The organism is Rhodococcus sp. ACPA1 (assembly GCF_002300195.1).
Classification (GTDB): domain Bacteria; phylum Actinomycetota; class Actinomycetes; order Mycobacteriales; family Mycobacteriaceae; genus Rhodococcus_F; species Rhodococcus_F opacus.
On the sequence record NZ_NSDX01000003.1, the window covers coordinates 1,054,173 to 1,073,078 of the forward strand.

Consider the following 18,906-nt stretch of genomic DNA (forward strand, 5'->3'; position numbering starts at 1 on the left):
AATGACCACGCGCACCGTCCATGAAGAGTGGGACGACCAGCCCGCCCCGTCGATGGCGGCCACCGATTTGTTGCGGGAGCCTCCGGCGACCCCGCGTGGTGCACGTACGCGCGCGGCGTTGGTGGCGGCCGCGCGGACGGTGTTCGAGCGGTCCGGGTACCTCGACGCCAGGCTCACCGACATCACGAAGGAAGCCAACTGTTCGACGGGGTCGTTCTACACGTACTTCGACAACAAGGAGCAGGTGTTCGCCGCTGTGCTCGAGGTGGCGCAGGAAGACATGATGCACCCGGGTATGAAGCGGGTGCAGGACACCGACGACCCGTACGCCGTCCTGGAGGCGAGTAACCGCGCCTACCTGGAGGCCTATCGGCGTAACGCCAAGCTGATGGGGCTGCTCGAGCAGGTCGCGCACATCGACCCGGCGTTCGCGGACCTGCGGCGTCAGCGGGCCGACGCGTTCATCGCGCGCAACGCGCGGGGCATCGCGGAACTGCAGGCGCGGGGCATCGCAGACAAGGAACTCGACCCGATGCTGGCCTCGCGGGCGTTGTCGGGGATGGTCAGCCGGTTGGCGTACAACGTGTTCGTGGCCAGCGTGAACGGGACCGACGGCACTCCCGTCGACTTCGACGACGTCGTGTTCACCACGACGCGCATCTGGGCAAATGGACTGAGGTTCCCCGATCGGAGCTGAGCTCTCTCCGGCGGCGTGAGCGCGTGGGACACCCGGGTCGACGAAACTGAATCCGACACCGGGTTCAGGTGATTTCTGTGGAAGACTGGGGCACGTCCGTGTCCCCTCGAGGGAGGAATCTCGTGCAGGTTGCGCAGAAGGTCGCCATCGTCACCGGTGGTGGAGGTGGAATCGGCGGTGCACTCGCGGAGCGGCTCGCCGCCGAGGGGGCCAGGGTCGTCGTCACCGATCTCGATGCCGCATCGGCCCAGGCGGTGTCGGACCGGATCAACGCGACGCGTCCGGGGGCCTCGATCGCCCGCGGTGCCGACGCGTCCGAGGACGCACAGATCGCGTCGGTCATCGACGCCGCGGAGGAGGCGTTCGGCCCCGTCGACCTCTACTTCGCCAACGCGGGTGTCGCGGCCGGGGAGGACCTCGAACCCGACGACGCGGTGTGGGACCTCGCCCTCGACGTGAATGTCCGTGCGCACATCCGTGCGGCACGCCGCCTGGTCCCTGGCTGGATCGAGCGCGGCGAGGGGTACTTCGTCAGCACGGCCTCGGCCGCCGGGCTGCTCACCCAGATCGGTTCCGCCCCCTACTCGGTGACCAAACATGCCGCAGTCGGATTCGCCGAATGGCTGTCCGTCACCTACGGCGACAAGGGCGTCCGCGTCAGCTGCCTGTGCCCGATGGGCGTCAACACCAAGCTGCTCACCGACGACGCCGCGCTGTCGGCCACCGCCGCACGCGCTGTCACCACCGCGGGTTCGGTGCTCGAGCCATCCGCGGTGGCCGAATGCGTGCTCGCCGCAATGGAAGCCGAACAGTTCCTGATCCTTCCGCACCCTGAAGTGCTGGAGATGTACCGGCACAAGGGCGCCGACTACGACCGATGGATCCGGGGAATGCGCCGCTACCAGGCCTCGCTCCTCGCCCAGCCGTCCTGATCCGACCGCACGAGGAGTCCGCATGTCGCTGTTCGACTTATCCGATCGCGCCCAGCAGTTGCAGACCGATCTGCTGGAGTTCATGGATTCGCATGTGTATCCGGCGGAGGCGGTGTATGAGGAGCAGATGCGGGAGTCGGGGGATCCGCATTTCCAGCCGCCGGTGTTGGAGGAGTTGAAGGTTGAGGCGCGGCGCCGGGGGTTGTGGAATCTGTTTCATCCGCATCCGGGGACGGGTGCGGGGTTGACGAATCTCGAGTATGCGCCGTTGGCGGAGATCATGGGGCGCAGTCATATTGCGTCGGAGGCGTGCAATTGTAATGCGCCGGATACGGGCAATATGGAGGTGCTCGAGTTGTTCGGTACGGCCGAGCACAAGGAGAAGTATCTGACGCCGTTGCTGGAGGGGACGATGGCGTCGGCGTTCGCGATGACGGAGCCTGCGGTGGCGAGTTCGGATGCGACGAATGTGGAGTTGTCGATGGTCCGGGACGGTGACGAGTATGTGCTGAACGGGCGGAAGTGGTTCGCGTCGAATGCGTTGCATCGGAATTGCCGGGTGTTGATCGTGATGGGGAAGACGGATCCGTCGGCGGCGCCGCATCGGCAGCAGTCGATGATGGTGGTGCCGATCGATGCGCCGGGGGTGACGGTGATGCGGGGGTTGCCGGTGTTCGGGTATCAGGATCGTGAGGGGCATGCGGAGATCGATTTCGCGGATGTGCGGGTGCCGGTGGCGGATGTGTTGAAGGGGGAGGGGGAGGGGTTCGCGATTTCGCAGGCGCGGTTGGGTCCGGGCCGGATTCACCATTGCATGCGGGCGATCGGGATGGCGGAGCGGGCACTCGAGCTCATGTGTCGTCGGGCGTCGTCGCGGGTGACGTTCGGCAAGCCCGTCAGTGAGAATGCGAATATTCAGGATTGGATTGCGGAGGCGCGGATCGAGATCGAGATGATCCGGTTGTTGACGCTGAAGGCGGCGTATCTGATGGATACGGTGGGGAACAAGGAGGCGCGGACGGAGATCGCGGCGATCAAGGTGGCGGCTCCGAATATTGCGTTGAAGATTGTGGATCGGGCGATTCAGGTGCACGGTGGGGCCGGTGTCACCGACGACTTCCCGCTCGCCATGATGTACGCCCATCTGAGGACATTGCGTCTCGCGGACGGACCGGACGAGGTCCACAAGATGTCCATCGCGAGAAGAGAACTCCGTAAATACCGTACGAAGACCGAGAACAACCAGCATGGAGGAAACAAGTGAGCCAGGAACGTAGAACCGCCATCGTCACCGGATCCGCCCGGGGAATCGGCGCCGCCGTCGCGAAGCGGCTGGCCGACGACGGCTACGCGGTCGCCGTCCTCGACCTCGACGAGGCCGCGTGTGCCGGCACCGTCGACGCGATCAAGTCCGCCGGCGGCGAAGCGCTGGCCGTGGGCGCGAACGTCGCCGACGAGGCGTCCGTCGCTGCAGCGGTCGAGCGAGTGGCGAATGAACTGGGCGCCCCGACGATCCTGATCAACAACGCCGGGATCACCCGCGACAACCTGTTGTTCAAGATGACCGTCGACGACTGGGACTCGGTCATGAACGTGCACCTGCGCGGTGCGTTCCTGATGTCGCGGGCCGTGCAGAAGTACATGGTGGACGCCAAGTTCGGGCGCATCGTGAACCTGTCGAGCACCTCTGCGCTCGGTAACCGCGGGCAGGTCAACTACTCCGCTGCCAAGGCCGGCATGCAGGGCTTCACCAAGACGCTGGCATTCGAGCTCGGCAAGTTCGGTGTCACCGCGAACGCGATCGCTCCCGGTTTCATCGAGACCGAGATGACCGCCGCCACCGCCGAGCGCGTGGGTGTCGGCTTCGAGGACTTCAAGAAGGCAGCGGCGTCGCAGATCCCGGTGAACCGCGTCGGGCAGCCCGACGACATCGCGCACACCGCGTCGTTCTTCGTCAGCGAGGGCGCCGGATTCGTGTCGGGTCAGGTTGTCTACGTCGCCGGTGGACCGAAGGACTGATCGATGAAGGCGTGGCGTGTACACGAATTGGGGCAGCCGAGGGACGTTCTGACGTTCGAGGACGTCCCCGACCTCGAACCGAAGCCCGGCGAGTTGCTGGTCAAGGTGCTCTCGGCCGCCGCCAACTTCCCGGACGTGCTGTTGTGTCGCGGTGAGTACCAGATCAAGCCGCCGCTTCCGTTCACTCCCGGTGTGGAACTGTGCGGCGAGGTGGTGGGGCTGGGCGAGGGTGTCACCGAGTTCTCCGTCGGCGACCGGGTGATCGGCATGCCGAGTCTTCCGAACGGTGGGTTCGCCGAGTTGGCAGTCATGTCCTCGGCCACCGCGTTCCCCGCTCCGGAGGCCCTCGACGACGCCGAGGCGTCGGCACTGTCGATCGGGTACCAGACGGGATGGTTTGCGCTGCACCGCAGGACGCAGCTCCAGCCCGGCGAAACCCTGCTCGTGCAGGCTGCGGCAGGTGGTGTGGGCAGCGCGGCCGTGCAACTGGGTAAGGCGGCGGGCGCGAAGGTGATCGGCGTCGTCGGCGGGCCCGAGAAGGCGGCCTACACGCGGGAACTCGGTGCCGACCTCGTGATCGACCGGCACAGCGAGGACTTCGTGCAGGCCGTGAAGGACTTCACGGACGGCCGTGGTGCCGACGTCGTGTTCGATCCGGTGGGCGGCGACTCCTACACGAAATCGACCAAGTGCATCGCGTTCGAGGGTCGCATCATCGTGATCGGGTTCGCGAGCGGCACCATCCCGTCGCCCGGGCTGAACCATGCGCTGATCAAGAACTACTCGATCATCGGGCTCCACTGGGGGTTGTACAACGCCTACAACCCCGCTGCGATCCGGGAGTGCCACGAAGAGCTGACGAGGATGGCCGCGGTCGGCGAGATCAAGCCGATGATCAGCGAGCGGCTCGGGCTCACCGACGTCGCGGACGGCATCGCACGGCTCGGCGAGGGGACGACAGTCGGACGGCTGGCTTTCCTGCCCGGACGCTAGCGGTTGCGCTTCGCGTACAGCTCCTCGAGGTTGTGCCGCAAGGTCGCCTCGGTGTTCTTCACGGCCGTTTCGACGAACGGTTCGACGATGAGTCCGAGGGCCTTGCCGGTGAGGCCGCCGGGGAGTTTGTACGCGAAGTCCACGCTGATCTCGGTCTTGTCTTCACCGTGAGCGGTGAATTCCCAGGTGGAGGAGTTGGCGGCGCCGTCGAGCGACGCCAGGGTGATGACCCGGTCCTGCTCCCACTCGGTGACCTCGAGCCGCGATCGCAGGGTGCTGGGACCGATGTGGATTGCGGCGTCGAAGGTCGACTCCATGCCCTGGTCGAATTCCCCGATCGGACGGAACTCCGAGACTCCGAACATCCAGTCGGGGACCGTCCGGTAATCATCGATGTACGCGAACGCCACGTGGATGGGGACGGCTGCGATCGCGGAGTGACGGACGTGGATCATCAGGTGGTCCCTGGCTCTCTGTCGGAGAAGGCTGTCGATCTGGGCGACCTCGTTCGACTCTAGTCAACTCCCGCGACCACAGCAGGGGAGCGGCGGGTATCTGTTCTACCGTAGGACCCATGACGGTAGAGGGCACCCAGCGCGGCAGTTCTTGGCGTGAGTACACCGACCAGGGCTTGTCCAAGGTTCTGGCCGCGGCGCTGGCGGCGTTCGTCGAGAAGGGGTACGACGGGGCGTCGATCCGTGAGATCGCGTCACGCGCCGGTCTGTCGGTCCCCGGTCTCTATCACCATTACCCCTCCAAGCAGGCGCTGCTGGTGGGGTTGACGAACGCGGTGATGCGCGAACTCCTCGATCGCACTCACGCGGCGGTGGCCGAGGCGGGCCCGACACCGGGCGAGCGGTTCGACGCAGTCATCGAGTCGCTCCTGCGGTTCCACATGTACCGGCGTGAACAGGCCTTCGTCGCGTCCCGGGAGACGCGGAGCATGGAACCGGAGAGCCGGAAGGCGTACATCGCGCTGCGCGACGAGCAGCAGGAGATGCTGGACGACATCGTCCGCGAGGGGGTGGCGGCCGGGCTGTTCCGGACGCCGTTCCCGGAGGACGCGAGCCGGGCCGTCGTCACGATGTGCGTCGCGGTGTCCACCTGGTACCGGGAGGACGGGCCGCTGTCGCCCGACGAACTGGTCGAGCGGTACCTGGCGATCGCGAGGAGCACGGTCGGCGCGTCCGACTGAGTCTTGACCGGCTTTCGAAGGTGTGGAATTGTCGGGGACGACTTCGACCGAGCGAGTGATCGGTCGGTACTGGAGTCGCCGTATTGACTGGAGGTAGTTGTGGCGATCGATCTGTCCTACGCACCCGAGGTGACCGCGCTCGTCGAGAAGACCGAGGCGTTCACCCGCGAAGTCGTGCTGCCCATCGAGGACGAGCACGGCGGTGACATCACAGCGGCCGGTGGCGACACCCTGCGCGTGGAGCTGCAGAAGGCGGCCAAGGACGCCGGGGTCTTCGCCCCGCACGCGCCCGTCGAGTACGGCGGTCAGGGCCTGAACATGACCGATCGCGCGCCCGTCTTCGAGGCTGCGGGCTATTCGCTGTTCGGTCCGACGGCCCTGAACATCGGTGCCCCCGACGAGGGCAACGTCCACATGCTCGCGCACATCGCCAGCCCGGAGCAGAAGGAGCGGTTCCTCGCCCCGCTGGCGCACGGCGACATGCGGTCGGCGTTCGCCATGACCGAGCCGTCGCCCGGAGCCGGCTCCGACCCCTCGGCGCTGACCACGCGCGCCGAGAAGGTACCGGGCGGGTGGAAGATCAACGGCCACAAATACTTCATCACCGGAGCCGACGGCGCGGGGTTCTTCATCATCTTCGCCCGCACGTCCGGCGTGCCCGGCGACCGCGGCGGCGCCACGATGTTCCTCACTCCTGCCGACGCCGAGGGGCTGAGGGTCGGTCGTCACATCGACACCCTCGACCGGGCGATGATCGGTGGGCACTGCGAGGTGTTCTTCGAGGATCTGTTCATCCCCGACAGCGGGGTGCTGGGCGAGGTGGACCAGGGATTCGCCTACGCGCAGGTCCGGCTCGGGCCCGCCCGGATGACACACGTCATGCGCTGGCTCGGTGCGGCGCGGCGCGGCCACGACGTCGCCGTGGCACACGTCGCGCAGCGTGAGGGTTTCGGAGGCAAGCTGGGCGATCTCGGCATGGTCCAGAAGATGGTCGCGGACAACGAGATCGACATCGCCGCCACCCGCGCACTGTTGACGCGGGCATGCTGGGAACTCGATCAGGGCGGTCACGCGAGCAACTCCACGTCCATCGCCAAGACCTACGCCTCCGAGGCCATCTTCCGCATCGTCGACCGCTCCATTCAGATGTGCGGCGGTCTCGGCGTGTCCGGTGACCTGCCCCTCGCCAGGCTGTCCCGCGAGGTGCGACCGTTCCGTGTCTACGACGGACCGTCCGAGGTGCACCGCTGGGCCATCGCCAAGCGTGTCGTCGGTGCCGCGAAGAAGGCCGCGCGGGAGGCAGGCGCATGACCGAACATCGGGGACTCGATCTCGTTGCGCTTCGGAAGTTCCTGTCCGAGTCGAACGTTCCTCTCGACGGTGAGTTGCGGGCCGACCTGATCTCGGGCGGCAAGTCCAACCTCACCTACGCCATCTTCGACGACTCCTCGCGGTGGGTGCTGCGAAGGCCGCCCACCGCGGGGCTCACACCCTCGGCGCACGACGTGGCCCGGGAGTTCCGCATCACCTCGGCGCTGCAGGGCACCGACGTCCCGGTGGCCGCCACCGTCGCGTTGTGCGAGGACGACAGTGTCATGGGCGCGTCGTTCACCGTGGTGGAACACGTGACGGGCCGGGTGATCCGGACGAAGTCGGATCTCGAGGCGCTGTCCGACGACGACATCGACTCGTGCACCGACGAACTGGTCCGCGTGCTCGGCGCTTTGCACAACGTCGACTACGACGCCGTCGGCCTGGGCGAGCTCGGCCGCCCGGACGGGTACGTGGCCCGGCAGGTCACGTTGTGGGCGAGCCAGTGGGGGCGGGTGAAGACGACGGACTCCGCGGACGTCGACCGCCTGCATGCCGCGTTGGTCGAATCGATTCCGCAGCAGTCGGAGTCGTCGATCGTGCACGGTGACTACCGCATCGACAACACCATCCTCGCGGCCGGCGACGTGAGCACCGTTGCGGCGGTCGTCGACTGGGAACTGTCGACCCTCGGCGACCCGCTCACCGACGTCGCCCTGATGTGCGTCTACCGGCATCCGGCTCTCGACCTGGTGCTCGGCGAACCGGCGGCCTGGACGAGCCCGCGACTGCCGTCGGCCGACGATCTCGCGCAGCGCTACACCGTGGCGTCGGGGCGCGAACTGGTCCACTGGAACTTCTACCTGGCGCTCGCGAACTTCAAACTCGCCGTCATCGCCGAGGGCATCAACCACCGCTACCGTGTCGGCGCCACCGTCGGTGAGGGTTTCGACAAGGCAGGCGACGCGGTGCCCGAGTTCGTCGCGGCCGGCCTGCGCGCCCTGAAAGGACAGACCGTATGAGTCGCACCGCACTGATCACCGGCGCCTCGCGTGGCATCGGACTCGGCATCGCCACTCGTCTCGCCGAACAGGGATACGGGCTGACGATCACCGCCCGCGATCGTGATCGGCTCGAGTCCGTGGCCGCCGACCTGCGGACCGCGGGCGCGAAGGACGTCGTCGTCGTCGCCGGTGACCTCGCCGACGAGGAATCCGCCGGACGCGTCGTCGAGGCGCACACCGATGCCTACGGTTCGCTGAACGCGCTGGTTCTCAACGCCGGGGTGGGAACCGCGGGACCCATCGGCGAGTTCCCCATGCGCCGATTCGACAAGAGCCTCGGAGTCAACCTGCGGGCGCCGTTCAGCCTGCTGCAGCAGTCGCTGCCGCTGCTCCGGACCGGTGCGGCGGAGAACCCGGGACGCGGGTCCAAGGTCGTGGCCCTGGCATCGATCACCGGCGTGTACGCCGAGGCAGGGCTCGCCGTCTACGGGGCGACCAAGGCCGCGCTGATCTCCCTGACCGAGACGCTGAACGTGGAGGAGTCGGGCAACGGAGTCTCCGCGACCGCGCTCGCCCCGGCGTACGTCGACACCGACATGTCCGCGTGGATCCACGACACGATCCCGCCCGAGGCGATGATCGAGGTCAACGACATCGTCGAACTCGTCGACGCCCTGCTGCGGCTGTCGTCGCGTGCGGTGGTCCCGAAGATCGTCGTCGGACGCGCCGGAACGGACGGCTACCGCGCTTAGTCGTCGTCCTCCTGGGCCTCGCCGCGCTTGCGGAAGAACTTGAAACCGGGAACACCCTGGATCGCCTGACGCACGCCCTGGACCTCCTCGAGGAGTTGATGGATCTCCGGTGACACGGTGTCCAGGGTCGCCAGGATCGGCATCAGACCCTCCATGCGCAGGGTCAGCTCGGGCAGGTGGTCCACCAACCCGATCGCGGCGTGAATCTCCTCCTCGGTGAGGTCGTCGACGAACCGCTGCGCCAGTGGGGCGGCCTTCGTCGCCAGCGGCTCGTACAGACCGATCAGGGTCTGTGCCAACGCGGATGTGTGCCCTGCCGTGGCGACCACGGTCGCCGCCGATTCCGCAACCGCGTTCGCCCTTGCCACCGCGATCTCGGCGCCGTCGCTGATTGCCTCGATGCGGGAAATCAGCACCTCGACCTGGTCCAGGAGGGTGCCGATCCGGCCGGGAAGGGAGACGACGAGTTCAGCGGTGTCCGCCGACCACCGGGCGATCCCGGTGACGGTACGCACCAGGTCGCGGGTGCCGAGTTGTACGAGAGCCATCGGCCCATCCTGCCTGATGCATTCCGGACCTCACGTTTCGGTCGTGGCAGACGTCTACCTTTCAGAGGCCCGTACACCTGGAAGGATTGGCACCGTGAATGCCGACCGAGCAGCACACACAGTCATCGATTCACCGATCGGCCCCCTGACGCTGGTGAGCGTCGACGGGGTGCTGAGCGGCATCTACATGGTCGAACACCGGCATCAGCCGAATCCCGCGACGTTCGGGGAGCGCGACACCGCAGGTTTCGACGAGGCCGTCACCCAGCTCACCGAATACTTCGACGGCAGGCGCACCGACTTCACCGTCCCGCTCGCCGCGCGGGGCACGCCCTTCCAGCAACGGGTGTGGGACGCCCTGCGCACCATCCCGTACGGCGAGACGTGGACGTACGGTCAGCTGGCCGACTCCCTCGGCACCCCGACTGCGGTTCGCGCGGTGGCGGCGGCGAACGGCAGAAATCCGATCAGCATCATCGTCCCGTGCCACCGCGTCATCGGGAGCAACGGCAACCTGACGGGGTATGCGGGCGGGCTCGAACGCAAACGGTTCCTGCTCGAACGCGAAGCGGAACGGGCGGGACTCCGGCTGAGCCGATGACCCTGAAGCCGTTCGAAGTCATCGTGGCCGAGCACGGGCCGACGGTCCTGCGTGTCTGTCGGGCCGTGGTCGGTCCGGTGGACGCCGAGGACGCCTGGTCGGAGACCTTTATCGCCGCGATGCGGGCGTACCCCGACCTGCGTCCCGGGAGCAACGTCGAGGCATGGCTGGTGACCATCGCGCACCGGAAAGCGCTCGACCACATTCGTGCGCGCGACCGGCGGCCCGTCCCCACCGACGAGCTTCCCGAGCAGACCACCGACCGCGGACTCCCCGGCGGTCACGACCCCGAGTTGTGGAACGCGGTCGGCGCCCTGCCGATGAAGCAGCGGGCGGCGGTGGCGTATCACTACCTGGCCGGGCTGCCGTACGCCGAGATCGCGGTGATCCTGGGCAACTCCCCGGACGCGTCGCGACGGGCCGCCGCCGACGGGATTGCGGCGCTACGCAAGACCCTCTCGATCTCTGTGAGTGGAGACATCACATGAACATCCCCGACATCGTCTACGCCCTGTCCACGTCGGACTCTGCGGTCGAGCAGAATCTGCGTGAGCGGCTCGCCGCCCTCGCCGCCGAAGCAGGGCTCCTCGACGTCGCGTACCGGACCCTCGACACCCCCGTCGGTTCGCTTCTCCTCGCCGCCACCGATCGCGGGCTGGTACGGGTCGCCTTCCCCAGCCAGGATCACGACGCCGTACTACAGACCCTCGCCGAGCAGATCAGCCCCCGGATCCTGCGCGCACCGGCCCGGCTCGACCAGGTGGCCCACGAGATCGACGAATACTTCCTCGGCGAGCGCACGAGCTTCGACGTCCCGCTGGACTTCAGGCTGTCCAAGGGATTTCGGCTCGAGGTACTTCACCATCTTCCCGAGATCGACTACGGACACACCGCCAGTTACGCCGCGGTCGCGGCGGCCGCGGGCAGCCCGAAGGCAGTGCGCGCGGTCGGAACCGCCTGCGCCCTCAACCCGCTCCCCGTCGTGATTCCCTGCCACCGGGTGGTCCGCAGCGACGGCAGCATGGGCCAGTACGCGGGTGGGCCGGAAGCCAAGTCGATTCTGCTGACATTGGAGGCAGCGGCATGACTACCTTGACGCAACGCGTGAACGACCTGGATTGGCAGGGTCTCCACGGCGAGACCGATGCCGCGGGATGCGCGCAATCGGAGCAGATCCTGACCGCCGAGGAGTGCGGTCAGATCGCGGACATGTACGAGGAGGTCGAGCGTTTCCGGTCCACCGTCGACATGGCCCGGCACCGTTTCGGCTCGGGACAGTACCGGTACTTCGACTACCCGCTACCGGAGGTCGTGGCCGAACTCCGTGCGGCCTTCTACCCGAAACTGCTTCCCGTGGCACGGGACTGGGCGGCCAAGCTGAGGCAGCCCTCGCCGTGGCCGGACACCCTCGACGAATGGCTGGACATGTGCCACGACGCCGGCCAGAAACGCGCAACACCCATCCTGCTCAGCTACCGCGCGAACGACTGGAACGCTCTGCACCGCGACCTCTACGGTGACCTGGTGTTCCCGTTGCAGGTGGTGATCGGTCTCGACCGCCCGGGAGTGGACCACGAGGGCGGGGAATTCATGCTCGTCGAGCAGCGACCCCGCGCCCAGTCCCGGGGCACGGTGACGACGCTGCGGCAGGGTCATGCGCTGATCTTCACCACCAGGGACAGGCCCGTGCGCTCGACCCGCGGTTGGTCGACGGGACCGGTACGGCACGGTGTCAGCACCGTTCGGCGCGGCACCCGCCGGACCCTCGGCCTGGTCCTGCACGACGCCGAGTGACCGTGATGTCCGCGTTGATACCCCGGCCCCGAACTGTGGTGGCGCCCGGCGCCGGCCACGTCCCCGACTGGCTCACGCCGGAGGAGCAGCGCCACCTGGTGGCCGAATGCCGGCGCTGGGCCACCGCACCGGTCCCGATGCGGGCCGCGCAACTGCCGACGGGGCACCGCATGTCGGTGCAGACGGTGTGTCTCGGCTGGCACTGGAAGCCGTATTCCTACTCGCGCACCGCCGAGGACGCGGGCGGCGGTCGTGTCGCGCCGGTGCCCGACTGGCTGGTCGAACTCGGCCGGCGGGCGGTGAGTGAGGCGTACGGGCAGCCCGCCGACGGGTACATACCCGATGCCGCGCTGATCAATTTCTACGACGACACCGCGAAGATGGGCATGCACCAGGACAAGGAGGAGCGGTCCGATGCGGCCGTCGTGTCGTTGAGCATCGGCGACACGTGCACGTTCCGCTTCGGCAACACCACCACCCGCACGAAGCCGTACACCGACGTCGAGTTGCTGTCGGGCGACCTCTTCGTGTTCGGTGGCGAGTCCCGGTTCGCGTACCACGGAGTGCCGAAAGTGTTTCCTGGCACGAGCGACCCGGACTGCGGACTGGCGAAAGGCAGATTGAACATCACGCTGCGGGTGACGGGACTCGAGGACGCATGAGAGTGCAACTGCCGTACCGGGGTCCGTTCACCCACGCGCCGTTGTGGGGCGCGCTCGGCGCCCACACCGTGTCCGGGCTCGAGCGACACGACCCCGACGGAACCCACACCCGGGTGGTGAACGGTCCCCACGGGCCCGCGCTGGTGTCCGTCGTCGTCCGTCCCGGGTACGTCGAGGCGCACCTGACACCGGCGGATCCGGGAGACGTCGAGGCTGTGACCGCCGCTGTCCGGCGCTGGCTCGACCTCGACGCGGATCCGCTGCCGATCGACACCGCGTTGAGCCGTCACCCGCAACTGGCTCCGCTGGTGGCGCTACGTCCGGGTCTGCGGCGCCTGGGGAGCGTGGACGGGTTCGAGACGGCGGTTCTGACCGTTCTCGGACAACAGGTTTCGCTGGCGGCGGCCCGGACGTTCGGCAGCAGGCTCGTGTCCGCGTATGGTCGGCCCGTCCATGACGGATTCTTCGCGTTTCCCGAACCGGAGACGCTGGCGGCGCTCTCACCCGAACAGTTGCGCTCGACCCTCGGTCTCACCGGCGCCCGGGCCAGGACGGTGCTCGCGCTGGCCGAGGCCGCGTCCGACGGTCTGCGCCTCGGCGCGGATACCGACCCCGCCGAGTTCCGGGCCGGTCTGCTCGCGCTGCCCGGCATCGGTCCGTGGACGGCGGACTATCTGACGGTGCGGGTGCTGGCCGACCCGGACGCGTTCACACCCGACGACCTCGTCCTCAAACGTGCGCTGGGGGTCAGGACCGGCAGGCAGGCAGCGGAACTCGCCGAGCAGTGGCGACCGTGGCGGGCCTACGCGCTGTTCCACCTGTGGACGGACGAAGCGTATTAGTCCTTGGCCTTCGCCAGCGCCGACGGCCACCAGATCTTCTTGCCGATGTCGTGGGAGAGTGCCGGGACGAGGATGCTGCGCACGATGATGGTGTCGAGCAGCACACCGAACGCGACCGCGAAACCGACCTCGGCGAGGAACACCAGGGGCAGCACGCCCAATACCGCGAACGTCGCGGCCAGCACGACACCGGCCGAGGTGATGACGCCACCCGTCACCGCCAATCCGCGCAACACACCGGATTTGGTGCCGTGTTCCTCGGTTTCCTCCCGGACCCGGGTCATCAGGAAGATGTTGTAGTCGATGCCGAGCGCCACGAGGAACACGAACGCGAACAGGGGGAACGCCGGATCTGCGTTCGCGAAATGGAAGACGTGGGTGAAGAAGAGTCCGCACACCCCGAGGGTGGCCGCGAACGACAGGACCACGGTCGCGATGAGGATGATCGGCGTGAGCAGGGCGCGGAGCAGGAGGGACAGCACGACGAAGATGACGACGAGAACGATCGGGATGATCAGGTTCCGGTCGTGCACCGACGCCGTCTGCACGTCGAGAGTGGTTGCCGTGCTGCCGCCGACGAGTGCATCGGCACCGGGCACGGCGTGCGCCGCGTCGCGCAGTCGTTTCACCGTCTCGAGGGCTTCCGGGGAATCGTACGAGTCGGCGAGTGTCGCGTTGACGACCATGCGCCCGTCGATCGGTGCGGCCGTGAGGAAGTCGGGTGCACACCCCTGCCCGGCGGCCGAGGCCACCGCGGCCGGGTTGGACTTGACGAGTGCAGACAGCTTCTCCACATCGACCTGCGGGCACACCGCGCCGGGATCCGTCGACACCCCGTCCACCCCGCTCACGGCCGCGATGACGGCGTCCGTCTGGTCTGCGTTGGTGACGATGACGGCGGGCGCGCCGGCACCCGGATCGAACTTGGAGTCGTACAACTCCTGACCGACGACGGCGTCGGGTCGGTTGGTGAAGTTCTCCGACGACGACAGCCCGTCCGTCTTCAGGCTGCCGATGCCGACGAGGAACAGCACGGCAAGCAGCACCGTCGTACCGATCCACAGGGGGCGGTCCTTGCTTCCGACCTGGGTAGCGATCTTGCCCCACAGACCGTGCGTGGTGAGGTCGGCAGCCTCGTCCACCTTGGGTTTCCGCGGCCAGAACACCCACCGCCCCGCTGCGGACAGCGCCACGGGAAGGAACGTCATCATCACGAGGTAGGTGCACGCGATGCCGATCGCGGCGACCGGCCCGAGGCTCTTGTTGGAGTTCAGTTCGGAGAACGTCAGGCACAGCAGACCGAGGATGACGGTGACCGCCGACGCCGTGATGGCGGGGGCGGATTCCTTCCACGCCTTGACCATGGCGTCGAACCGGCTGGGATAGAAGTGCAGTTCTTCCCGATATCGGGAGATCAGGAGGAGCGCATAGTCGGTGCCCGCACCGATCACGAGGACGAACAGGATGCCCTGACTCTGTCCGGTGAGCGTGAGCACCTCGGCCTTGGCGAGGAAGTAGATGACCATCGACGCCAGGCCGAGCGCGAGCAGTGCCGAGAAGAGCGGGAAGAACCACAGCACCGGTGAGCGGTAGACGACCAGCAGGATCAGGACGACCACGAGCAGTGCGGCGCCGAGCAGTGCACCGTCGAGTCCGGCGAACGCGTCGATGAAGGCCACCAGGAGACCACCGGGGCCCGCCGGAAGGACCTCGAGTCCGGCGGCTGCGTTCTTCGCGGCGGTGAGGACGTTCTCCTCGGTCGCGGCGAGCACATCACCCGCGACGGCCGTGCCGTCCTCCTTCGCGACGAGCGGAACGAAGATCGACGCCGTGGTGCCGTCCTCGGAGAACTGTGGCTGGGACATGCCTTCGGCGTCGACCCCGTCGACGGCCGCGATGGCGTCACGCGCCTGGGCGACGGAAGCCTTGTCCTGCTCGGTGAGCGGGGAGTCGCTGTGGAACAGCACGAAACCGGGGATGGTCTCGACGGTGAGGAACTTGGACGCTTCGTTGGTGACGATCGTCGATTCGGCGGAACTCGACAGGTAGGCGGCGTTGTCGTTCTTCTGGACCTCGGTGAGCTTGCCCTGGAAGGAGCCCCCGAATGCGCCGGCGAAGAAAGCGATGATCGCGATGGCCACGATGGTGAACGCAGGCCAGCGGTATTTGCGCGGCATCCGGCCGCCCGTGCTCGAGTCCGTCGAATCCAACTTTGTCATGGGTTCTCCTTCGCCGCCCCCTCCAGCAATGCGTCCCAGTACACCATGTCGAGCGCACCGGCGACACCGGAAATCCGCGCGCGTCAGGCCTCGTCGGAGGTTTCGGCGTAGCAGTCCCGCACCGCCACATCCATCGGAAACCGCACCCGTGTCTCGCCGAACAGCAACCGGGTGGCTACCTCGACCGCGCCGAGAACGTGCCGCGTCGCCGACTCGGGGTTCCGGGTATGCACCATCACCTCGTCGTGCTGGAAGAAGACGAGTTCGCTGTCCGGGTCGTCGGCCAGCCGTCGCCGCAGGTCGGCGAGCACGCACAGTGCCCACTCGGATGCCGTGGCCTGCACCACGAAGTTTCGGGTGAACCGGCCGCGGGAACGCGCGTCGCCGTGGGACCAGAAGTCGGGGGACGGCGGCGGGCACGCCCGGCCGAGCCACGAGTGCACGACCTCGCCGCGTTCACCGGCGCGGGCCGCCCTTTCCACATATTCGACGGCGACGGGAAAGCGGGTGCGCAGCAGGGTGAGCAGGGATCGGGCCTCGCCCGCAGTGGCGCCATACAGGACACCGAGGATCGCCACCTTCGCCTTGCCTCGATCGCCGTCGAACGTCTCCGCCGCGACCGGTGCGTACAGGTCGTCGGCGCCCGCGGCGGCGACCATGCGGGCGTCCCCCGACATGGCGGCCAGGATGCGGGGTTCGAGTTGGCCGGCGTCGGCGATGACGAACGTGTGACCCGGGTCGGCGATCACGCTCGACCGCAGCGGTTTCGGAATCTGCAGTGCGCCGCCGCCGCGGCTCGCCCAGCGGCCGGACACCACGCCGCCGGGAACGTACACGGGCCGGAACCGGTCGTCGCGGACCCAACTCTCCAGCCACTGCCAGCCGTTCGTGCTGAACAGCTTGGACAGATCCCGGTGGCGCAGGAGCAGCGGCACGGCGGGGTGATCGACCTCGCGCAGCAGGTGTTTGCGGGTCGACGCGAGTTCGATGCCCTCCCGGCGAAACGCGTCGACGACCTCCACGTGGGATGCCGGGTTGATGCGACGGCCGAACGCCGACCCGATCTCCACGGTCACGTCCTGGATGCGCTGCGGCGGGTCGTACCCGGCCGGCCGCGGCCCGAGCGCGGCCTCGAGGAACGCGCGATGGGTGCGGGTGGAGAACGGGAGCCCGTCGAAACTCATCTCCGCGGCGGCCAGCGCTCCCGCGGACTCGGCGGCCACCAGAAGGTCGAGCCGGGCGTCGTCACCGATCGTCTTCCGCTGTTCCGCGAAGTCCGCTACCACCTGCGCCGGATCCGTGGTGGGTGCGGTCTCGAACAGGCCGGGGCGTTCGTCGACGGGTTCGTCCGGCGGTGGCGCGGGTACACCGTCGCGCATGCTGAGGATGGCGTGGGTGAGTGCGAGGTCCTGGCAGCGCCGCACCCGCACCCCGGCTCGCAGCAGCGCCGGATAGACGGCCGCGGTGCTCGTCCAGACCCAGCGAGGGTGTTCGGTGGCCTCGATGTCGCGGACCGCGGCCACGACGTCGGAGTGACGACGTGGCGACTCGATCGGAACGCCCACGGGATCGGTGCGAACGGTCGTCGCGCCACCGTCGGCGTCGGGAACCAGGAGCACTCTCACGGGCCCAGTCTGCTCTGCGTCACCGACAGTCGATAAAACGCCGCCGGACGCGGGTAGATCCGCAGGTCGGCACTACACTGAACGCAGACGCTTCTCGCCGGAAGGAGGGGCATCCGATGGCAACCATCGAAGAGTTCGAGCAGACGGTGACCGACAAGGTGATCGCCGGGCTGCACGACAAATTCGCCGACTACGAGCGCCGCGGAGTCGGACTCGCCGAACTCGGCGACCCCGATCGGTTCGTCGAACGGATCCTGGCGGCGGTGCCCGCCCCGCATCCCTGGTACGAACAGTTCGGCACGGCCTGGTCGTCCGCGCCCGCGTGACTCACGCCCCGGCTGCGTCCACCGGTTCGGGTTCGGTCTGCGCCTTGTGGCGGCGATGCAAGCCCTTGCGGTCGTAGAACCGGGTGATGACGGCACCGAAGACGAGGCCGATGAGAAGGCCGGCGAGGGTCATCCACACCGCGTGGATGAGCCCTGCGTCGCCCGCTGCGCCGAAGAACATGATGGCGCGCACCCCGATGTAGATCTGGTGCATCGGTTCGAACTCACCCAGCCAGGTGTACAGGCGCGGTGCCGCCTCGAGCGGGATCGTGCCGCCCGATGAGGGCAGCGCCAGGACGACGAAGACCAGCAGGTTGATGAGAAGGCCCAGGTTGCCGAACGCGGCCATCACGGACATCGCCGTGATCCCGACCGCGGCGATCGCGAAGGCGCCGTATTCCCACAGGGCGAGCGGATCGGTGATCGGCAGGCCGAGGGCGGAGCTGATCCACAGGTACAGACCCGACACGATCATCGCCAGCAGCACCATCACCGCCCACTTGATGAGCAGGGTGTTGAAACGTGAGATCGGGACCGCCTCGTTGTGGAGGTACAGGGGCCCGACCTCGGTCGGAGTGAATCCGAGCATGCCGTCGATGAGGGTGCTCGCGATGGTCGCACCGGTGAAACCGGCCAGGACGATCAGGAGCGCGTAGTAGAACGCCGCCAAGCCGAAACCGGTGCCGTCAGGCAGCGGGTTGTGGGCCACGACCCGCACGTCGATGGGGTCGTCGAGCACGAGCCGGCTGGCCCCCGACAGTTGGAGGTCGGGGGCTGTCGCCTGGAGTTGCTGCGTCACCTGGGTGGTGAGCTGCTCGCCCATCGTCTGATTGGCCTTGTCCAACGCCATCTCCCCGATGTTCTGGACGAGGTTCGCGCTGATCGTGCCGGCGCGGGGGTTCGTGTAGATGGTGATCACGGGACGCTCGACGTCTCCGGGAATCACGCTCGCCTGGGCGAGGATGAACGTGCGCTTGGTGAAGTCGCTCGGAATGACGACGGCGCCGTAGATCTCCCCGTTGTCCAGGGCGGACTGGGCCTGGGCGATCCCGATCTGCCGGAGTTCGACCTTGTTCGGATCGACACCCTCGACGAGCCCGGCGGCGATCTGGTCGCCGAAATTCTGCTGCTGGGGCGGGTTGGAATTGGGCGTGGTGTCGCCCTCGTCCTGATTGACGAGCGCGATGGGGAAGTGGTTGAGGTGCTTGGGGGGATTGAGCATTCCACCCATGTACAGCGCGGCCAGCAGGGACATGACGACGGAGACGAGGAGCAGGGGAGCTATCCAGAACCGTGGTGTCCGGAGCACGCTCATCCTGCCTGCACCGCTGGTTTCGTGAGCCATGTCCCCTCGCATCCTCCCGTGTCCGTGCCGACCCTGGGATC

At 67.6% G+C, this 18,906-nt stretch carries 21 protein-coding genes; 16 read left to right on the forward strand and 5 right to left on the reverse strand.

Translation table 11 applies throughout. The features are described from left to right. Nucleotide 1 precedes the first annotated feature (1 nt). The 5 genes from CJ177_RS15365 to CJ177_RS15385 all read left to right on the forward strand — a co-directional run bounded on the left by CJ177_RS15365 (nt 2) and on the right by CJ177_RS15385 (nt 4,641). Entirely contained in the window at nt 2–697 is a 696-nt protein-coding gene (locus CJ177_RS15365) for a TetR/AcrR family transcriptional regulator (protein ID WP_005251444.1), read from the forward strand. Nucleotides 698–819: 122 nt separating this feature from the next. Then, nucleotides 820–1,629 carry an SDR family oxidoreductase gene (locus CJ177_RS15370; RefSeq protein ID WP_025433206.1) on the forward strand — a complete coding sequence of 270 codons (810 nt, stop codon included), beginning with the start codon at nt 820–822 and terminating at the stop codon, nt 1,627–1,629. Between the two features lie 22 nt (nt 1,630–1,651). After that, nucleotides 1,652–2,893 (forward strand): acyl-CoA dehydrogenase family protein, encoded by a 1,242-nt coding sequence (locus CJ177_RS15375; protein WP_095868052.1) that lies wholly within the window; start codon nt 1,652–1,654, stop codon nt 2,891–2,893. Further along, on the forward strand, nt 2,890–3,648 hold the full coding sequence (gene fabG, locus CJ177_RS15380; RefSeq protein ID WP_005251447.1) for a 3-oxoacyl-ACP reductase FabG: 759 nt from the start codon (nt 2,890–2,892) through the stop codon (nt 3,646–3,648). The genes CJ177_RS15375 and fabG overlap by 4 nt, the downstream gene beginning before the upstream one ends. Before the next feature lie 3 nt (nt 3,649–3,651). Continuing rightward, the gene (locus CJ177_RS15385; RefSeq protein WP_061042197.1) at nt 3,652–4,641 is read left to right on the forward strand and encodes an NADPH:quinone oxidoreductase family protein; all 990 of its coding nucleotides are present in this window, start codon (nt 3,652–3,654) and stop codon (nt 4,639–4,641) included. Here the strand turns inward: CJ177_RS15385 and CJ177_RS15390 are convergent. Continuing rightward, nucleotides 4,638–5,096, reverse strand: coding sequence for an SRPBCC family protein (locus CJ177_RS15390; protein ID WP_005251449.1), 459 nt, complete (start codon nt 5,094–5,096; stop codon nt 4,638–4,640). The genes CJ177_RS15385 and CJ177_RS15390 overlap by 4 nt on opposite strands. A gap of 119 nt (nt 5,097–5,215) precedes the next feature. On the opposite strand from CJ177_RS15390, the gene CJ177_RS15395 reads away from it, so the two are divergent. From CJ177_RS15395 to CJ177_RS15410, 4 genes are all read left to right on the forward strand, one after another. Next, the gene (locus tag CJ177_RS15395) at nt 5,216–5,836 is read left to right on the forward strand and encodes a TetR/AcrR family transcriptional regulator (protein WP_061042196.1); all 621 of its coding nucleotides are present in this window, start codon (nt 5,216–5,218) and stop codon (nt 5,834–5,836) included. A 99-nt stretch (nt 5,837–5,935) separates the two neighbouring features. Continuing rightward, the gene (locus CJ177_RS15400) at nt 5,936–7,147 is read left to right on the forward strand and encodes an acyl-CoA dehydrogenase family protein (protein WP_005251452.1); all 1,212 of its coding nucleotides are present in this window, start codon (nt 5,936–5,938) and stop codon (nt 7,145–7,147) included. Next, nucleotides 7,144–8,169: a phosphotransferase family protein gene (locus CJ177_RS15405; protein ID WP_005251453.1), complete on the forward strand. Its 1,026-nt coding sequence runs from the start codon at nt 7,144–7,146 to the stop codon at nt 8,167–8,169. Before CJ177_RS15400 ends, CJ177_RS15405 begins: the two co-directional genes overlap by 4 nt. Then, on the forward strand, nt 8,166–8,903 hold the full coding sequence (locus CJ177_RS15410; RefSeq protein WP_005251458.1) for an SDR family oxidoreductase: 738 nt from the start codon (nt 8,166–8,168) through the stop codon (nt 8,901–8,903). The genes CJ177_RS15405 and CJ177_RS15410 overlap by 4 nt, the downstream gene beginning before the upstream one ends. Here CJ177_RS15410 and CJ177_RS15415 read toward each other — a convergent pair. Further along, nucleotides 8,900–9,451, reverse strand: coding sequence for a ribulose 1,5-bisphosphate carboxylase large subunit (locus CJ177_RS15415; RefSeq protein WP_095868053.1), 552 nt, complete (start codon nt 9,449–9,451; stop codon nt 8,900–8,902). The two genes, CJ177_RS15410 and CJ177_RS15415, sit on opposite strands and share 4 nt — an antisense overlap. A 94-nt stretch (nt 9,452–9,545) precedes the next feature. On the opposite strand from CJ177_RS15415, the gene CJ177_RS15420 reads away from it, so the two are divergent. From CJ177_RS15420 to CJ177_RS15445, 6 genes are read left to right on the forward strand one after another with little or no spacing between them, the layout of a single operon-like run. Beyond that, nucleotides 9,546–10,052, forward strand: a complete 507-nt coding sequence (locus CJ177_RS15420) for a methylated-DNA--[protein]-cysteine S-methyltransferase (RefSeq protein ID WP_025433205.1) — start codon at nt 9,546–9,548, stop codon at nt 10,050–10,052. After that, nucleotides 10,049–10,540 (forward strand): RNA polymerase sigma factor, encoded by a 492-nt coding sequence (locus CJ177_RS15425; RefSeq protein ID WP_095868054.1) that lies wholly within the window; start codon nt 10,049–10,051, stop codon nt 10,538–10,540. Before CJ177_RS15420 ends, CJ177_RS15425 begins: the two co-directional genes overlap by 4 nt. Then, the gene (locus tag CJ177_RS15430; protein WP_005251466.1) at nt 10,537–11,139 is read left to right on the forward strand and encodes a methylated-DNA--[protein]-cysteine S-methyltransferase; all 603 of its coding nucleotides are present in this window, start codon (nt 10,537–10,539) and stop codon (nt 11,137–11,139) included. Before CJ177_RS15425 ends, CJ177_RS15430 begins: the two co-directional genes overlap by 4 nt. Next, on the forward strand, nt 11,136–11,846 hold the full coding sequence (locus CJ177_RS15435; RefSeq protein ID WP_005251468.1) for a 2OG-Fe(II) oxygenase: 711 nt from the start codon (nt 11,136–11,138) through the stop codon (nt 11,844–11,846). The genes CJ177_RS15430 and CJ177_RS15435 overlap by 4 nt, the downstream gene beginning before the upstream one ends. A gap of 5 nt (nt 11,847–11,851) precedes the next feature. Next, nucleotides 11,852–12,508 carry an alpha-ketoglutarate-dependent dioxygenase AlkB gene (locus tag CJ177_RS15440; protein ID WP_095868236.1) on the forward strand — a complete coding sequence of 219 codons (657 nt, stop codon included), beginning with the start codon at nt 11,852–11,854 and terminating at the stop codon, nt 12,506–12,508. Next, the gene (locus CJ177_RS15445) at nt 12,505–13,350 is read left to right on the forward strand and encodes a DNA-3-methyladenine glycosylase (protein ID WP_095868055.1); all 846 of its coding nucleotides are present in this window, start codon (nt 12,505–12,507) and stop codon (nt 13,348–13,350) included. Before CJ177_RS15440 ends, CJ177_RS15445 begins: the two co-directional genes overlap by 4 nt. Here the strand turns inward: CJ177_RS15445 and CJ177_RS15450 are convergent. Further along, the gene (locus CJ177_RS15450; protein WP_095868056.1) at nt 13,347–15,569 is read right to left on the reverse strand and encodes an MMPL family transporter; all 2,223 of its coding nucleotides are present in this window, start codon (nt 15,567–15,569) and stop codon (nt 13,347–13,349) included. The genes CJ177_RS15445 and CJ177_RS15450 overlap by 4 nt on opposite strands. Nucleotides 15,570–15,652: 83 nt before the next feature. Then, a complete protein-coding gene (locus tag CJ177_RS15455) occupies nt 15,653–17,194 on the reverse strand; it encodes a bifunctional 3'-5' exonuclease/DNA polymerase (RefSeq protein ID WP_095868057.1) in 1,542 nt (513 codons plus the stop codon). 116 nt (nt 17,195–17,310) lie between these two features. Here CJ177_RS15455 and CJ177_RS15460 point away from each other — a divergent pair, with 116 nt between their 5' ends. After that, entirely contained in the window at nt 17,311–17,520 is a 210-nt protein-coding gene (locus tag CJ177_RS15460; RefSeq protein WP_005251476.1) for a hypothetical protein, read from the forward strand. A 1-nt stretch (nt 17,521) separates the two neighbouring features. Here CJ177_RS15460 and CJ177_RS15465 read toward each other — a convergent pair whose 3' ends face one another. After that, the gene (locus CJ177_RS15465) at nt 17,522–18,865 is read right to left on the reverse strand and encodes a YhgE/Pip domain-containing protein (RefSeq protein ID WP_095868058.1); all 1,344 of its coding nucleotides are present in this window, start codon (nt 18,863–18,865) and stop codon (nt 17,522–17,524) included. Nucleotides 18,866–18,906 lie beyond the last annotated feature (41 nt).

Coding starts and splice junctions, on each gene's coding strand:
- CJ177_RS15425 (WP_095868054.1), top strand. CDS start 10,049: ATGACCCTGAAGCCGTTCGAAGTCATCGTGGCCGAGCACGGGCCGACG.
- CJ177_RS15415 (WP_095868053.1), bottom strand. CDS start 9,451: ATGGCTCTCGTACAACTCGGCACCCGCGACCTGGTGCGTACCGTCACC.
- CJ177_RS15395 (WP_061042196.1), top strand. CDS start 5,216: ATGACGGTAGAGGGCACCCAGCGCGGCAGTTCTTGGCGTGAGTACACC.
- CJ177_RS15410 (WP_005251458.1), top strand. CDS start 8,166: ATGAGTCGCACCGCACTGATCACCGGCGCCTCGCGTGGCATCGGACTC.
- CJ177_RS15450 (WP_095868056.1), bottom strand. CDS start 15,569: ATGACAAAGTTGGATTCGACGGACTCGAGCACGGGCGGCCGGATGCCG.
- CJ177_RS15440 (WP_095868236.1), top strand. CDS start 11,852: ATGTCCGCGTTGATACCCCGGCCCCGAACTGTGGTGGCGCCCGGCGCC.
- CJ177_RS15430 (WP_005251466.1), top strand. CDS start 10,537: ATGAACATCCCCGACATCGTCTACGCCCTGTCCACGTCGGACTCTGCG.
- CJ177_RS15385 (WP_061042197.1), top strand. CDS start 3,652: ATGAAGGCGTGGCGTGTACACGAATTGGGGCAGCCGAGGGACGTTCTG.
- CJ177_RS15390 (WP_005251449.1), bottom strand. CDS start 5,096: ATGATCCACGTCCGTCACTCCGCGATCGCAGCCGTCCCCATCCACGTG.
- CJ177_RS15405 (WP_005251453.1), top strand. CDS start 7,144: ATGACCGAACATCGGGGACTCGATCTCGTTGCGCTTCGGAAGTTCCTG.
- CJ177_RS15365 (WP_005251444.1), top strand. CDS start 2: ATGACCACGCGCACCGTCCATGAAGAGTGGGACGACCAGCCCGCCCCG.
- CJ177_RS15460 (WP_005251476.1), top strand. CDS start 17,311: ATGGCAACCATCGAAGAGTTCGAGCAGACGGTGACCGACAAGGTGATC.
- CJ177_RS15465 (WP_095868058.1), bottom strand. CDS start 18,865: ATGGCTCACGAAACCAGCGGTGCAGGCAGGATGAGCGTGCTCCGGACA.
- CJ177_RS15435 (WP_005251468.1), top strand. CDS start 11,136: ATGACTACCTTGACGCAACGCGTGAACGACCTGGATTGGCAGGGTCTC.
- CJ177_RS15445 (WP_095868055.1), top strand. CDS start 12,505: ATGAGAGTGCAACTGCCGTACCGGGGTCCGTTCACCCACGCGCCGTTG.
- CJ177_RS15375 (WP_095868052.1), top strand. CDS start 1,652: ATGTCGCTGTTCGACTTATCCGATCGCGCCCAGCAGTTGCAGACCGAT.